The sequence below is a fragment of the Streptomyces ambofaciens ATCC 23877 genome (assembly GCF_001267885.1).
GTDB classification, from domain to species: domain Bacteria; phylum Actinomycetota; class Actinomycetes; order Streptomycetales; family Streptomycetaceae; genus Streptomyces; species Streptomyces ambofaciens.
In genome coordinates this window covers 115,388-129,347 of record NZ_CP012382.1, presented here as the reverse complement: position 1 = coordinate 129,347, position 13,960 = coordinate 115,388, and the positions used below count along the sequence as shown (strand labels likewise).

Here is a 13,960-nt window from a genome sequence, read left to right as displayed (position 1 = left end):
CCGCGCGCGGCACGGTCCCGCCCGCACCCCGGTGCGGAGCTCACGCCATCCATCTGCATGAGGAGTACGAAATGGCAAAGGGCGCGATAGTCGTCGGCGCCGGCCCGGTCGGGCTCATGCTCGCCGGTGAACTGCGGCTCGGCGGTGTGGACGTCGTCGTCTACGACAAACTGCCCGGCCCCAGCGGGGAGTCGCGCGGTGTCGGCTTCACCCGGCGGGCGGCCGAGGTGTTCGAGCAGCGCGGCCTGCTCGAACGCTTCGGCGACGTCGAATGGGCCCAGGGCCACTTCGGCGGCGTACGCATCGACTTCGGCAAGCTGGACGACAACCACTTCAGCGTCCGCGGCGTCCCCCAGTTCCGCACCGAGGAGATCCTCGAGGACTGGCTGGGGGAACTGGGCGTACCCGTACGGCGCCGCCACGAGGTGACCGGCTACCGCGAGACACCCGACGGCGTCGTCGTCGAGTACGAGGGCCCCGACGGCCACGGGGAGGACAGCGCCCAGTACCTCGTGGGCTGCGACGGGGCACGCAGCCTCGTGCGGACCCTGGCGGGCATCGACTTCCCCGGCTGGGGCGCCACCCGCGGCATGTACATGGCCGACCTGGTCGGTGCCGGGGTGCGCCAGCGGCCCATCGGCGAGAAGGTCCCGGGCGGCATGGTGATGGCGTTCAACCTGGAGAACGGCGTGGACCGGATCGTCATCCACGACGAGAACCTGCGCCCGCCGGAGGACAAGAGCGCCCTGAGGTTCGGCGACATCGCCGACGCCTGGCAGCGCATGACCGGCGAGTCGCTGCACCACGCGGAGGTCCGCTGGATCAGCTCCTTCACCGACACCACCCGCCAGGCCGAGCACTACCGCAGCGGCCGCGTCTTCCTCGCCGGCGACGCAACCCACATCCACATGCCGGCCGGCGCGCAGGGCATGAGCGTCGGCGTCCAGGACGCCGCCAACCTCGGCTGGAAACTGGCCGCGGCCGTCAACGGCTGGGCCCCCGAAGGCCTCCTGGACACCTTCGAGAGCGAACGGCACCCGGTCGGCGAGAAGCTGATGCGCAACACCCGCGCCCAGACCCGCCTCTACCTCACCGGCGACGAGATGGAGCCGCTGCGCGCCGTCATGCGCGAACTGGTGGCCCTGCCCGAGGCGGCCCGGCACCTGGCCGGCATCGTCAGCGGCATCGACATCCGCTACGACATGGGCCCCGGCACCCACCCGCTGCTGGGCCTGCGCCTGGCCCCCGGCCACGAGCTGCTGCTCGCGGACGGCACCCGCACCCGGGTGGCCGAACTGCTCCACCCGGCCCGCGGCGTCCTGCTGGTCACCGGCGCGGCGCAGGACACCGCGACGCTGCTCGGGGCCGCCGACGGCCTGAGGGAGCGGGTCCGCACGGTCGTGGCGGAGTGGGCCGACCCCGTCACCCAGGACCGTCCGGCCGCGGTACTGCTGCGCCCCGACGGGCATGTCGCCTGGGCCGATCCGGACGGCGCGGACCTGCTGCGGCAGGCGCTGGAGCGCTGGTTCGGCACCGGCACCGGCGCGGCCGGCCGGCCGCAGGCCGTGGGCGCGGCGAGCCGCTGACCCGCGAGGGTCCCTTCCCACCGGAATTCTTCCCCGACCCTGTCACACCCGCGGGCCGCGCATCGTCAGACAGATGAGGGTCGGGTCCCATCCGGTGCCGCCACCGCACCGTCCGACGGTCAATTCCCCCGCATCGTCGGTGCGGTGCGGTGGCTCACTGGGGACCGGCCTTCACCGCCGGCCCGTGCACGGTCCGCACGGCCGGCCACGGACAGGCACGGACAGGCAGCAAACGGCCGCCGCCCGCGGCCCCCCATCGAGCGGGGCCGCGGGCGGCGGCCGTCACCTGTCCCGGCCCGTTCCGCCCGGGCCGGGCGTCCTGCGGCAGGCCGGTCAGCGGCGCGCCGGGGCCTTCGCCGCCTCGACGAACGCCTCGAACAACGGCACGGTGTCCGCGCCCAGTTCGCCGTGCGCCTGCAGCCCCGCCAGGAACGGCGCCGAGGGGTCCTCGGCCTCCGCCCCCTCGATGACACCGTCGTCCGACCAGGCGGTGGCCACCAGCCCGGCCCCCAGCCGGTCGATGCCCTGGTGGTGATGGCAGTACACGGTCGGCGAGGTCCCCAGCGCACCGCCCAGCACGGAGTCCGGCTTCACCCGGATGGTGCGCGGCTCGTAGCGGCCGGGCACGGCGGGGGAGTGCTCGGGCAGGTGCTGGTCGAGCGTGCCGCCACGGGAGACGGAGATCAGCTGCAGCCCCCGGCACACCGCCAGGACGGGAATGCCCCGCCGCTCCGCCACGGCCAGCGCGGCCAGCTCCGCCGCGTCACGCGCCTGGTGCGGCGGGAAGGTGAACTTCCCCCGCTCGGCCCCGTACAGCGCCGGGTCGATGTCCGCGCCGCCGCTCATCAGCAGGGCGTCCGCCCGCTCCATCACCGCCTCCACCCCCTCCACGAGCGGCGGCAGCAGCACCGGCGCGCCACCCGCCTGCACCACCTTGTCCAGATACGGCTGCGGCAGCAACGAGACCGCCACGTCGCCCCAGATGTTCCAGTTCACTGTCGTCGCGTCGGCGGTCACCGCCACCACGGGTCGCGTCATCGTGCGCCGTCCCTCTCCCTCGAAAAGCCCGGCCCGTTCAGGCCGGGCACACAGTGCATCGCAGCGCACTGGACCAGGGGTCGAGCCCGGGCGGGGGCCACCGCGCACGCCGCCTCACCCCGCTCCGCGGACCGCCGCCGCCCCCACCCGCACGGCCCCCGCCGCCCTGCCCGCCGCCGACAGCGACAGCGCGCGGCGGGCGTAGCCCCGCGCGAGATCGGGGCGGCCCAGCGCGTCATGGGCGCGCGCCAGCCCCTGGAAGGCCCGGGCCTGCTCGGGACGGAACCCCACCTCGCGGGCGAGCGCGAGCGCCGCCTCGTGCCGCTCCGCCGCCTGCCGGGGCGCGCCCAGCGCCAGCGCCGCCTCGCCCAGCGCGTTCAGCGCCTCCGTCTCGTGCCCCCGGTTGCCCAGCGAACGCTGCACCCGCAGGGCACGCAGCGTCAGACCGTGCGCCTGCCCGTAGCGCCCCTGCCGCCCGTGCACCGCCCCCAGACCCACCAGCGCCACCGCCTCACCGCCGGCATCGCCCAGCTCCCGGTACAGCTCGAGCGCCCGGTGGTGATGGCCCCGGGCGGCCTCGTAGCGGCCCAGGCGTTCGTGCACCAGCCCCAGGCCCACCTGGCCGCGGGCCTCGCCGTGCCGGTCCTGGACGGCGCGGGAGAGCCGCAGGGCCGTCAGGAAGCAGTGGTGGGCCTGCTCCTGGTCATGGCCGCGCAGGAACAGGTGGCCCAGGCAGTCCCGCGCCCGCGCCTCACCCGAGCGGTCACCCGCCTGCCGGGCCAGGCGGGCCGCCCGCGCGGCGTGCCGGGCCGCCCGCGCGTCACAGCCCCGCCGCCAGTACAGCCACGCCAGATCGGTCAGGAACCGGCCCTGGGCGGTACGGTCCCCGCTGAGCGCGCTGGCCTGCAGCGCCTGCTCGCCCAGCGCGAGCGCGTCGGCGTGCAGCGCCCGGTCGTACAGGTAACGGTGCAGCGCGGACGCCAGGCGGGCCGTGTGCGCCAGCCACCCGTGCGCGGCCATGTACGCGCCGGCCGCGAGCAGTCCGGCCCGCTCGGCGTCCAGCCACGCCTGCGCCTGCTGCGCGTCGCGCAGCCACGCCACCGCCGTACCGGGCGCGGCGCCGGCCGGGGGAGCGGGGCGGGCGCCGCGGCTGTGGGGGAACAGCAGCGCGGCGGCCGCCGAGGCGCCCGCGACGAAGTGGTCGAAGAGCCGGTCCAGCGCGGCCCGCCGCACGGCGGGGGGCTCCTCGTCCTCGGCCAGGGTGTGCGCGTACCGGCGCAGTAAATCGTGGAAGGTGTAGCGGCCGGCCTCGTGCTGGCGCACCATGTGCGCGTCCAGCAGCTCCTCCAGCAGGCGCTCGGCCCGCTCGGGCGCCACCCCCGCCAGTGCCGCCGCCGCCCGGCCGTCGGCGTCGGGCCCCGGGTGCAGCCCCAGCAGCCTGAACATCCGCCGCTGCTCGGCGTCCAGCTGCTGGTACGACATGGCGAACGCGGCGGCCACCCCCCGCTCGGTGGTGGACAGTTCGGCCAGGCGGCGGCGCTGGTCGCGCAGCCGGTCGGCCAGGTGGGCCGCGCTCCACCGGGGCCGGTGACGCAGCCGGGCGGCGGCGATCCGCACCGCCAGCGGCAGGAACCCGCACAGGTGCAGGATGTCCAGCGCGGCCAGCGGCTCCTCGTCCACCCGCTTGCCCACGATCCGGGTGAACAGCCCGATCGCGTCCGCCGCCGGCAGCGGGTCCAGCGACAGGCACGCCGCCCCGTCCAGGCCCGTCAGCCGCCGCCGGCTGGTGACCAGCAGCAGACTGCGCGTCGTGCCCGGCAGGAACGGCCGCACCTGGTCGGTGCCGGCCGCGTTGTCCAGGATCACCAGCACCCGCCGGTCGGCCAGCTCGGCCCGCCACAGCCCGGCCCGCTCCGCCGCCGAGGGCGGGATCCGCTCGGGCGCAACGCCGAGCTGACGCAGCAGCACTCCCAGCGCGCTGCCCGCGTCCAGGGGCGCCCGCTGCGCCGTGTGCGCCTGCAGGTCGACGAAGAGCTGTCCGTCCGGATACCGCTGGGCGAGCCGGTGCCCGGCGTGCACGGCCAGGGCCGTCTTGCCGATGCCCGCCATGCCGTCGATCAACGACACCGTCACCGGCCCGCCCGCACCGGGCCGCTCGTCCAGCAGCTGCGCCAGCTCGGCGGTGCGCCCGGAGAAGTCCGGCGCGTCGTAGGGCAGGAAGTTCGCCCGCCGCGCACGAGCGGCGCGGTCCGGCGCGGGCCCGGCCGGCGCCGGCCGCACCCCCGCCCCCACCCCCGACCCCGCCGCCGCTGCCGCCGCCGGTGCCGGTGCCGGTGCCGGTGGGAGTGTCGGCGCCGTCGCCAGCGCCAGCGCCGGGTCGTCGTGCAGGATGGCCGCCTCCAGCGCGACGAACGCCCGGCCGGGGTCCAGGCCCTGCTGCTCGGTGAGGGTGCGGCGCAGCCCGCGGGCCACGGCCAGGGCATCGGCCTGCCGGTCCGCCCGGTGCAGGGCCAGCATCAGCCGGCCCGCCAGCCGCTCCCGCAGCGGATGCGCGGCCACCAGCGCGGCCAGCTCGTCGACGATCTCCTCGTGCCGGCCCAGCGACAGCTCCAGCTCCGCCAGCTGCTCGTAGACGGTCAGCTGCCGCTCCTGCAGCCGGGCCCGGGCACTGTCGGCGTAGTCGGCCTTCACGTCCGCCAGCGGCCGCCCCCGCCACAGCGACAGCGCCCGTCTGATCCGGGCCGCGGCCCGTGCGGGGTCGTCGGTCTCCCGCACCTCGCGGAGCTGGTCGGTGAAGTCCTCCAGGTCCAGCTGCCCGGCCTGCGGCGTGATCACGTATCCGGCCGGCCGGGTCTCCAGCAGATGGGCCGCGTCCGCGGTGCGCAGCACCCGGCGCAGCGCCGCGATGGTCGCGTGGACCTGCGCCCGGGCCGTGTCCGGCGGCGCCGGCCCCCACATCGCGTCGATGATCTGCTCCGCGCCGAGCACGGTCCGGGCGTTCAGCAGCAGATAGGCCAGCACCCCCCGGTGCCGGGGCGCCGTCCCGGGCAGGGGCCGCCCCGCCACCGACACCTCCACCGGACCCAGGATCGAAAAACGCACCGTCATGACTGCCGCAGTCCCCTTCCGAAACCGGCCAGGTTGGCCGGCCGGCACCTATAGCGAACGCATCGCGTACCTATGAACGGCCTCGTCCACGCTGGTAGCAGGCCCGAAGGCCACCTTCCGGATGCTGAAGTGGAGAGGCAGGGATGACCGACAAGATCGCTCTCGTCACGGGAGCAAACAAGGGAATCGGTTTCGAGGTTGCGCGCCAGCTCGGCGAACTGGGCATCACCGCCGTCATCGGTGCCCGCGACGGGCAGCGCGGCAAGGAGGCGGGCGAGCAGCTCGGCCAGCCCCACGTCCAGCTCGACGTGACCGACCCGGACAGCGTCGAGGCCGCCGCCCGGTGGATCGAGGCGGAGTACGGCCGGCTGGACATCCTGGTGAACAACGCCGGCGTCACCGTCCCGCCGCCGCTGGGCCTGCCCAGCGCCACCACCACCGAGACGCTGCGCCGCGTCTACGAGACCAACGTCTACGGCGTCGTCACGGTGACCAACTCGATGCTGCCGCTGCTGCGCCGCGCGCCGGCCGCCCGCATCGTCAACCAGTCCAGCGAACTCGCCTCCATGACCCAGGTGATGGTCCAGGACAGCCCGCTGTGGCCGCTGAACAACATGCCGTACAACTCCTCCAAGGCCGCACTCAACATGATCACCGTGACCTACGCCAAGGAACTGTGGGGCACCCCGATCAAGGTCAACGCCTGCGACCCCGGCTACTGCATCACCGACATCAACAACGGCATGGGCTTCATCACGGCCGCCGAGGGCGCCCGGATCGCCGTACGCCTGGCGACGCTGGACGCCGACGGCCCCAACGCCCAGTTCTTCAAGAACGAGGGCCCGCTGCCCTGGTGATGCCCCGGGCCCGCCGAAGCCGGGCGGGCCTGCGCACCACGCGATCCTCGACACCCAGGAAGCGAGACCCGCACCGTGAGCGGACTTCCCCTCATCCAGCCGGAGAACGCCACCGGCGAGGCGGCGGCCCTGCTGGAGGCGGCCCAGCACGCGCTGGGCCTGACGCCCAACCTCACCAAGGCGATGGCGCACAGCCCCGCGGCACTCAGAGGCTTCCTCGACCTGCGGCGCGCCCTGGGCACCGGAACCCTGCCCGCGGCCGCCCAGGAGAGCATCGCGCTGCTGGTCGCGCAGGAGAACGGCTGCGACTACGGCCTGTCCTGGCACACCTACACCGGCACCAAGGTGGCCGGACTGAGCCACCACCAGGCGCACCGCGCCCGCCGGGCGAAGGCCCAGGACCCGCTCACCGGGGCGGCCCTGCTGCTCACCCGCGCCCTGATACGCCACCGGGGCACGCTGAGCGACACCGAACTGGCCGCCGCCCGCGGCAGCGGCCTCAGCGGCGGGCAGATCACCGAGATCGTCGCCCACCTCGCCCTCAACACCCTGACCACCTACGTCGGCAAGACCGCCCGGGTCAGCGTCGACTGGCCCCTCGTACGGCACGACGACACCCACCCCTGACACCCGCGCGGCCGTCCGCCGCGCACCAGCGCATGTCCCGTCCGCACTCACCGAAAGCAGATCCCGATCATGGAAGCACGGATGACCAACCCGGCCGGTGTCCTGCCCGGCGCCACGCAGGCCATCGGCGCCCTGATGAAGGCGACCCGGCAGGGCGGCGTCCCGCAGCCCACACTGGAACTCGTCCACCTGCGCGTCAGCCAGATCAACGGCTGCAGCGCCTGCGTCGACGCCTCCTCCCGCAGCGCCCGCAAGGCCGGCGAGAGCGACGAACGCCTGGCCACCGTGGCGGCCTGGCGCGACGCGCCCTTCTTCACCGACGCCGAACGCGCCGCCCTGGCGCTCGCCGAGCACTCCACCCGCCTCGCCGACCGCGAGGACGCCGTCCCGGACGCCGTCTGGCAGGAGGCCGCCCGCCACTACGACGAGAAGGGCCTGGCCGCGATCGTGATGATGTGCGCGGTGGCCAACTTCTTCAACCGCCTCAACGCCACCACCCGTCAAGTGGCCGGCCAGGCCTGGTGAAAGCCGCCACGGCGGCCCGGTACCCCCTCGCGGATGCCGGGCCGCCGGGCCGCGCCGGCGAACGCCCTCAGGACGCCACCGCACGCCGGGCACGCCGCGAGGAGGAGAACCGCCGGGTGATCGGCCGCTCCACCAGCGCGTACAGCGCCCACGACGCCAGCACGCTGATCACCAGCCCCAGCGCCACCAGCCCGGTGGTCTCGGCGACCGAGAAGGTCCCCTCGAGCTCCTTGCGCATATAGGTCAGCACGATGAAGTGGACCAGGTAGAACGCGAACGAGATCTCGCCCAGCCACAGCATCGTCCGGCCCCGGAACCAGCTCGTCGTGCCCCGGATGTCCGCCGTCGCGGCGGCCGCGATCAGCAGCACGATCGGGATGATGGTCACCGAACGCTGCGAGTACAGGAACGGCACGTGCGAGCACAGCACATAACTGCCCGCCAGCAGCACACCCGACCACACCATGCCGATGTTGAACCAGCGCCCGCGGATCACCGCCTGCGCGACCAGCATGCCCAGCGCGAAGTCCAGCACCCGCGTCACCGGCAGGTTGTAGGCGAACCAGTACTGCTCGGCGGAGACCGTCGCACCCAGCGAGGCACCCGGGAAGTAGGGCTTGTCCGCGATGAACACGTACGCCGCCCACGGCGTGGCGATGATGCCCGCCGTCACCGCCGCGATCCAGTACGTCAGGTGCTCGGCACGGATCCGCGTGAACCAGGAGTGCAGCAGCGGGAAGCACGCGTAGAAGAACGCCTCGCACCCCAGCGACCAGCTCGGCTGGTTCACGCTGGAGAACACGTCGAAGTCCGGCACCCACACGTGCACCATGAACAGGTTGGCGATCGCCGTGCCCGTGGTGGTGTACGCCGACGCGAACAGCACCAGCGCCAGCGCCCAGGTGATCACGTAGTTCGGGTAGATCTTCACCAGCCGGCGACGCATGAACCGCGCGGCGGTGTCCCGCTCACGCGCCGACCACGTCAGGACGAAACCGCTCAGCACGAAGAAGAACGTGACGCCCAGCGCACCCGCGTTGCCGGTCACGTCGAACAGGTTCATCGCCGCCGAGTCCGACTCCAGCAACCGCAGATGGGGGAAGGGCAGGCCGACGTGGTTGAAGAACACCAGCAGCGCCGCACCGAACCGCAGCCCCGTCAGCGAGTCCAGCCGCGCCGAACGGGACCGCCCCGCCTTGTCCGGCCCCTCGGCAGACCCCTGGGCCGGGGCGCCGGGCCCGGCCGCGCCGCCCTCGCCGACCGCCGTCGGCGGAAAACCACCACCGGTCAACTCGTCGTGTGCCACGCGAAAGCCTCCTCGCCCATCGGTACGTGATCCGCAGACGGGGCGGAGCACCGCTGCGCGGGCGATTAGACGGCACACGACTCGAACTTCGCTCGGGCGGCGATCCGCACCCCCTGCAATCAGGCACCGCCCCGAAGACAGACCAACCGCACTGCCTGCGATCGGGACGCCGCCCCGAAGACGGACGATCCGCCCCCTGCACACGGGCGCCGCCCCCAAGACGGACTCGGCCGCGGTGACGACGTCGACGTCCCGCGCCCCCCGCACAACGGGCGCCGCCCCGGGGACAGGGGTACCGGCCCTGCTCCCCGGGGCGGCGCGAGGGGCGCCCGCGACCCTCAGCCCTCCAGCAGCGCCAGGTCCAGGGTCAGCAGCCGCTCCGGATCGGTGATGACGTCGATCTCGGTGATGCAGCCGCCCGCGACGTCGAACGTCATCGCCCGGAAACCCTCCCCGGCGTGCGCGGCGATCACACCGGGCGAACCGTTGATCAGCGCCAGCTGCGCCACCTCCGCGATCCGCGCGAACGCCGCCGCCGTCGACGCCACCGCCGGCGCGCCCCGCGCCCCCAGCCGGCCGTCCGAGCGGGCCACCACACCGGGATCCAGCACGTTCAGCAGCGCCTCGAAGTCCCCGCCGCGCGCAGCGGACAAGAACGCCTCGACCACCTCACGCCGCTTGGCCAGGTCCGGGTCCGGCACCGCGGACCCGCCCCGCACCCGGCGCCGCGCGCGGCTGGCCAGCTGCCGGGCCGCCGCCGGGGTCCGCTCGACGATCGGCGCGATCTCGTCGAACGGCACACCGAACATGTCGTGCAGCACGAACGCCAGCCGCTCCGCCGGGTCCAGCGCCTCCAGCACCACCAGCAGCGCCAGCCCCACCGAGTCCGCCAGCAGCGCGCGCTGCTCCGGATCCCCCTCCTCCTCCTGGACGTAGTCCGGCACGTGGACCACCGACTCGAACGGGTCCTCCCGGCGGATCCGGCGCGACTTCAGCATGTCCAGGCACACCCGGCCCACCACCGTGGTCAGCCACCCGCGCAGGTTCTCGATGTCACTGTCGTAGGCCCGGTTCAGCCGCAGCCACGCCTCCTGCACCGCGTCGTCCGCCTCGGTGAGGGAGCCCAGCATGCGGTACGCGACCGCCCGCAGATGCCCACGGGCGCCCTCGAACTGCTCGGCCAGCCATTCCTGCTCGTCCATGCCAGGTCTCCTCCCGATCGGTTCTCCCCACCTTGACGCACGAGAGCACCCCGATGTGACCGCGCACCCGCTCGGCGCGTGCGCGGCGACCTCGTCCTCCAGCGGGGACCGAGCGCTGATTGAGCGAGGCGGCCGACGGTGGCGCGCACAAGGAGGCGCTGTGGACCGTTCACCTGACGATGGCCCGGGCCGGCTCGCCGGATTCCCGCTCCATCACCCCGACGTCACCGGCCGGAGGACACCGGCCGCCGAGCACAGGAACATGGCGGGCACCGGGCACATGGACCTGTGCATCGTGGGCGCCGGACCGCGCGGACTGTCCGTACTGGAACGGCTGTGCGCCCACGAACGCAAGAACCCGCGCTGGGACCGCGTCACCGTGCACGTGGCCGACCCCTCGCCCCCCGGCTCCGGCCGGGTCTGGCGGCCCACCCAGTCCCGGCACCTGCTGATGAACACCGTCGCCTCCCAGGTCACGGTGTTCACCGACGCCAGCGTCCAGACCGAAGGCCCCCTGGAGGAAGGCCCCAGCCTCCACCAGTGGGCCCGAGCACTGGGCGCCGGCGCCCTGAACACCGGCCCCCACCTCGCCCACGACGAGGAGACCCTCGCCGAGGCACGCGCCCTGGGACCGGACACCTATCCCACCCGCGCCCTGTACGGGCACTACCTGATGTGGGTGTTCCGGCAGGTCATCGCCGAAGCCCCGGCCCACGTCACCGTCCGCGTGCACCCCGCGCGGGCCGTCGCCCTGAGCGAGGAGACGGCCGCCGGGCCCCACCCCGCCCAGAGCGTGCTCCTGGAGGACGGCACCCGCCTGACCGGCCTGTCCGCGGTCGTCCTGGCCCAGGGCCACGTACCGGCCAGGCCCACCGGCACCGAACAGCGGCTCGCCGCCTTCGCCGCCCGCCACGGCCTGACCTACCTCGCCCCCGCCAACCCCGCCGACACCGACCTGACCTGCGTCGCCCCCGGCGAGAAGGTCCTGCTGCGCGGACTGGGCCTGAACTTCTTCGACTACACGGCCCTGTTCACCCAGGGCCGGGGCGGCACCTTCACCCGCACCGGCGGCCGGCTCGTCTACCACCCCTCGGGCCGCGAACCGCGCCTGTACGCCGGTTCGCGGCGCGGCGTGCCCTACCAGGCACGCGGCGAGAACGAGAAGGGCGCCCACGGCCGCTACTTCCCCCGGCTGCTCACCGCCCGCCACGCCCAGGCCCTGCGCGCCCCCGGCGGCCGGCCCCGCCCGGTCCGCTTCACCGCCGACCTGTGGCCGCTGATCGCCAGGGAGGTCGAGAGCGTCTACTACGAGACCCTCCTGACCGCCCGCGGCCACACCCCGGACCAGGTCGCCGAGTTCGCCGGACAGTACCTGCACACCCCGCCCGGCCCCCCGCAGGAACACCTCCTGGACGTCTTCGCCGTCCCCGTCGCCGAGCGCTGGGACTGGTCCCTGGTCTCCCGCCCCTACGGCGAGCGCACCTTCGGCGACCTGGACGCCTTCCGCACCTGGCTGCGCGCCCACCTCGACGACGACGTCCGCCAGGCCCGCCTCGGCAACGTCAGCGGACCCCGCAAGGCGGCCCTGGACATCCTGCGCGACCTGCGCAACGAGATCCGGCTCGCCGTCGACCACGCCGGCCTCGACGCGGCCTCCCACCGCGACGAACTCGACGGCTGGTACACCCCGCTCAACGCCTACCTGTCCATCGGCCCGCCCGCCTCCCGCATCGAGGAGATGGCCGCCCTCATCGACGCGGGCGTCCTGGAGGTCACCGGCCCCGGCATGCGCGTCGAGGCCGACCCCCACGCCCCGGACGGCCCCCGCTTCACGCACACCAGCGACATCCCCGGCGTGCACGTCCACGCCACCACGCTCATCGAGTCCCGGCTGCCGGAGATCGACCTGCGCCGCACCGCCGACCCGCTGATGAACCAGCTGCTGCACACCGGCCAGTGCCGCCCCCACCGCGTCCCCGGCGCGGACGGCCAGGACTACGAGACCGGCGGCCTCGCCGTCTCCGCCCGCCCCTACCACCTGGTGGACGCCGCCGGCACCGCCCACCCCAGGCGCTTCGCCTACGGGGTGCCCACCGAGTCCGTCCACTGGGTGACCGCGGCCGGCATCCGGCCCGGAGTCGGCTCGGTGACCCTGGAGGACTCCGACGCCATCGCGGCAGCCGCCCTCGCCCTGCCCGAACCGGCCCGAGCCGCCGCACCGCCCGCCACGACGACACTCGCGGCCCCCGACACCGCCACCGGCCCCGCACCGGCCAGGAAGGCCTCATGAGCCGCGACCAGCCCGCCCCCGCCGGCCCCGCCTGCCCACCGGACACCGGCCTGCTCTCCCCGGTGCGGGCCGGCACCCGCGTCGAGGCGGCCGTCAGCGACACCGCCTGGCTGCAGGCGATGCTCGACGCCGAGGCCGCCCTGGCCCGCGCCCAGGCCCGGTGCGGCACGGTCCCCTCTGCGGCGGCCCGCACCATCACCGCCTGCGCCCGGGCCGGCCACCTCGACGTGCGCCAGGTGGCCCTCGCCGCCCGCGAGACCGCCAACCCCGTCGTCGCCCTGGTCCAAGCCCTCACCGCGCAGGTCGCGGCACACTCACCCGAGGCCGCCGAATACGTCCACCGCGGCTCCACGAGCCAGGACGTCTTCGACACCGCCGCCATGCTCGTCGCGGCCCGCGCCCTGGACCTGATCACCGCCGACCTGCACGAGACCGCCGCCGCCCTGGCCGGCCTCGCCGCCCGGCACCGAGACACCGTCATGGCGGGCCGCACCCTGACCCTGCACGCCGTACCCACCACCTTCGGCCTGAAGGCGGCCGGCTGGCGCGAACTCGTCCTGGACGCCGCCGAACGCCTGTCCCGCATCACCGCCCACGGCCTGCCCGTCTCCCTCGGCGGCGCGGCCGGCACCCTCGCCGGCTACCTCCAGCACGCAGGCCCCGCCGCCACCCCCCGAGCCCTGATCGAGGACCTGACCGCCGCCTACGCCGAGGAGACCGGCCTGAGCGCACCCGCCCTGCCCTGGCACGCGCTGCGCACCCCCGTCACCGACCTGGGCGCCGCCCTCGCCCACACCGCCGGCGCCCTCGGCAAGATCGCCGCCGACGTGCAGGTACTGACCCGCACCGAGATCGGCGAGGTCACCGAGCCCGCCGCGGCCGGCCGCGGCGCCTCCTCGGCGATGCCCCACAAACGCAACCCCGTCCTGGCCACCCTCATCCGCTCGGCCGCCCTCCAGGTCCCCGCCCTCGCCTCCGTCCTGGCCCACTGCATGCCCGCCGAGGACGAACGCTCCGCCGGCCTGTGGCACGCCGAGTGGCAGCCCCTGCGCGAGGCACTGCGCCTGACCGGCGGCGCCGCCGCCACCGCCGCCGAACTGGCCCGGGGACTGACCGTCCACCCCGACCGGATGCGCGCCAACCTCGAGGCGACCGGCGGGCAGATCGTCTCCGAACGCCTCAGCGCCGTCCTCGCCCCCCGCCTCGGCACGGCCGAGGCGAAGCAACTCCTCACCCACGCCTCCCACCAGGCGGCCGAGACCTCCCGCCCGCTGGCCGACGTCCTGGCCGGACACCCCGCGCTCGAAGGCGTCCTCACCCCCGCGGAACTGGCCGGCCTGCTGGACCCGGCCGCCTACACCGGAGCGGCCGCAGCCCTCGTGGACCGCTCCCTGGCCCGCCCCGCCGCACCGTAGGGACGG

At 74.7% G+C, this 13,960-nt stretch carries 10 protein-coding genes; 6 read left to right on the top strand and 4 right to left on the bottom strand.

Annotated features, from left to right (window positions below; genetic code table 11):
- Positions 1-71 precede the first annotated feature (71 nt).
- Positions 72-1,586, top strand: coding sequence for an FAD-dependent monooxygenase (locus SAM23877_RS00645; RefSeq protein ID WP_053125810.1), 1,515 nt, complete (start codon positions 72-74; stop codon positions 1,584-1,586).
- 333 nt (positions 1,587-1,919) lie between these two features.
- Here SAM23877_RS00645 and SAM23877_RS00640 read toward each other — a convergent pair whose 3' ends face one another.
- Complete coding sequence (locus SAM23877_RS00640) at positions 1,920-2,624, bottom strand: gamma-glutamyl-gamma-aminobutyrate hydrolase family protein (RefSeq protein WP_063480875.1); 705 nt, start codon at positions 2,622-2,624, stop codon at positions 1,920-1,922.
- Between the two features lie 114 nt (positions 2,625-2,738).
- Complete coding sequence (locus SAM23877_RS00635; RefSeq protein WP_053125808.1) at positions 2,739-5,732, bottom strand: AfsR/SARP family transcriptional regulator; 2,994 nt, start codon at positions 5,730-5,732, stop codon at positions 2,739-2,741.
- Between the two features lie 143 nt (positions 5,733-5,875).
- On the opposite strand from SAM23877_RS00635, the gene SAM23877_RS00630 reads away from it, so the two are divergent.
- The 3 genes from SAM23877_RS00630 (at position 5,876) to SAM23877_RS00620 (ending at position 7,741) form a co-directional block, all read left to right on the top strand.
- Positions 5,876-6,589 (top strand): SDR family oxidoreductase, encoded by a 714-nt coding sequence (locus SAM23877_RS00630; protein ID WP_053125806.1) that lies wholly within the window; start codon positions 5,876-5,878, stop codon positions 6,587-6,589.
- A 75-nt stretch (positions 6,590-6,664) separates the two neighbouring features.
- Positions 6,665-7,216, top strand: a complete 552-nt coding sequence (locus tag SAM23877_RS00625) for a carboxymuconolactone decarboxylase family protein (protein WP_053125804.1) — start codon at positions 6,665-6,667, stop codon at positions 7,214-7,216.
- Between the two features lie 69 nt (positions 7,217-7,285).
- Entirely contained in the window at positions 7,286-7,741 is a 456-nt protein-coding gene (locus SAM23877_RS00620; RefSeq protein WP_053125802.1) for a carboxymuconolactone decarboxylase family protein, read from the top strand.
- 67 nt (positions 7,742-7,808) lie between these two features.
- Here SAM23877_RS00620 and SAM23877_RS00615 read toward each other — a convergent pair whose 3' ends face one another.
- Positions 7,809-9,047 carry an acyltransferase family protein gene (locus tag SAM23877_RS00615; protein ID WP_235614475.1) on the bottom strand — a complete coding sequence of 413 codons (1,239 nt, stop codon included), beginning with the start codon at positions 9,045-9,047 and terminating at the stop codon, positions 7,809-7,811.
- Between the two features lie 338 nt (positions 9,048-9,385).
- Positions 9,386-10,249 carry a sigma-70 family RNA polymerase sigma factor gene (locus tag SAM23877_RS00610; protein ID WP_053125800.1) on the bottom strand — a complete coding sequence of 288 codons (864 nt, stop codon included), beginning with the start codon at positions 10,247-10,249 and terminating at the stop codon, positions 9,386-9,388.
- A gap of 262 nt (positions 10,250-10,511) precedes the next feature.
- Here SAM23877_RS00610 and SAM23877_RS00605 point away from each other — a divergent pair, with 262 nt between their 5' ends.
- Both SAM23877_RS00605 and SAM23877_RS00600 read left to right on the top strand, forming a co-directional pair.
- A complete protein-coding gene (locus SAM23877_RS00605; protein ID WP_053125799.1) occupies positions 10,512-12,539 on the top strand; it encodes an FAD/NAD(P)-binding protein in 2,028 nt (675 codons plus the stop codon).
- Positions 12,536-13,954, top strand: a complete 1,419-nt coding sequence (locus SAM23877_RS00600; RefSeq protein ID WP_053125797.1) for a nitrosuccinate lyase — start codon at positions 12,536-12,538, stop codon at positions 13,952-13,954. Before SAM23877_RS00605 ends, SAM23877_RS00600 begins: the two co-directional genes overlap by 4 nt.
- Positions 13,955-13,960: the final 6 nt, after the last annotated feature.

Coding starts and splice junctions, on each gene's coding strand:
- SAM23877_RS00640 (WP_063480875.1), bottom strand. CDS start 2,624: ATGACGCGACCCGTGGTGGCGGTGACCGCCGACGCGACGACAGTGAAC.
- SAM23877_RS00610 (WP_053125800.1), bottom strand. CDS start 10,249: ATGGACGAGCAGGAATGGCTGGCCGAGCAGTTCGAGGGCGCCCGTGGG.
- SAM23877_RS00605 (WP_053125799.1), top strand. CDS start 10,512: ATGGCGGGCACCGGGCACATGGACCTGTGCATCGTGGGCGCCGGACCG.
- SAM23877_RS00600 (WP_053125797.1), top strand. CDS start 12,536: ATGAGCCGCGACCAGCCCGCCCCCGCCGGCCCCGCCTGCCCACCGGAC.
- SAM23877_RS00645 (WP_053125810.1), top strand. CDS start 72: ATGGCAAAGGGCGCGATAGTCGTCGGCGCCGGCCCGGTCGGGCTCATG.
- SAM23877_RS00630 (WP_053125806.1), top strand. CDS start 5,876: ATGACCGACAAGATCGCTCTCGTCACGGGAGCAAACAAGGGAATCGGT.
- SAM23877_RS00620 (WP_053125802.1), top strand. CDS start 7,286: ATGGAAGCACGGATGACCAACCCGGCCGGTGTCCTGCCCGGCGCCACG.
- SAM23877_RS00635 (WP_053125808.1), bottom strand. CDS start 5,732: ATGACGGTGCGTTTTTCGATCCTGGGTCCGGTGGAGGTGTCGGTGGCG.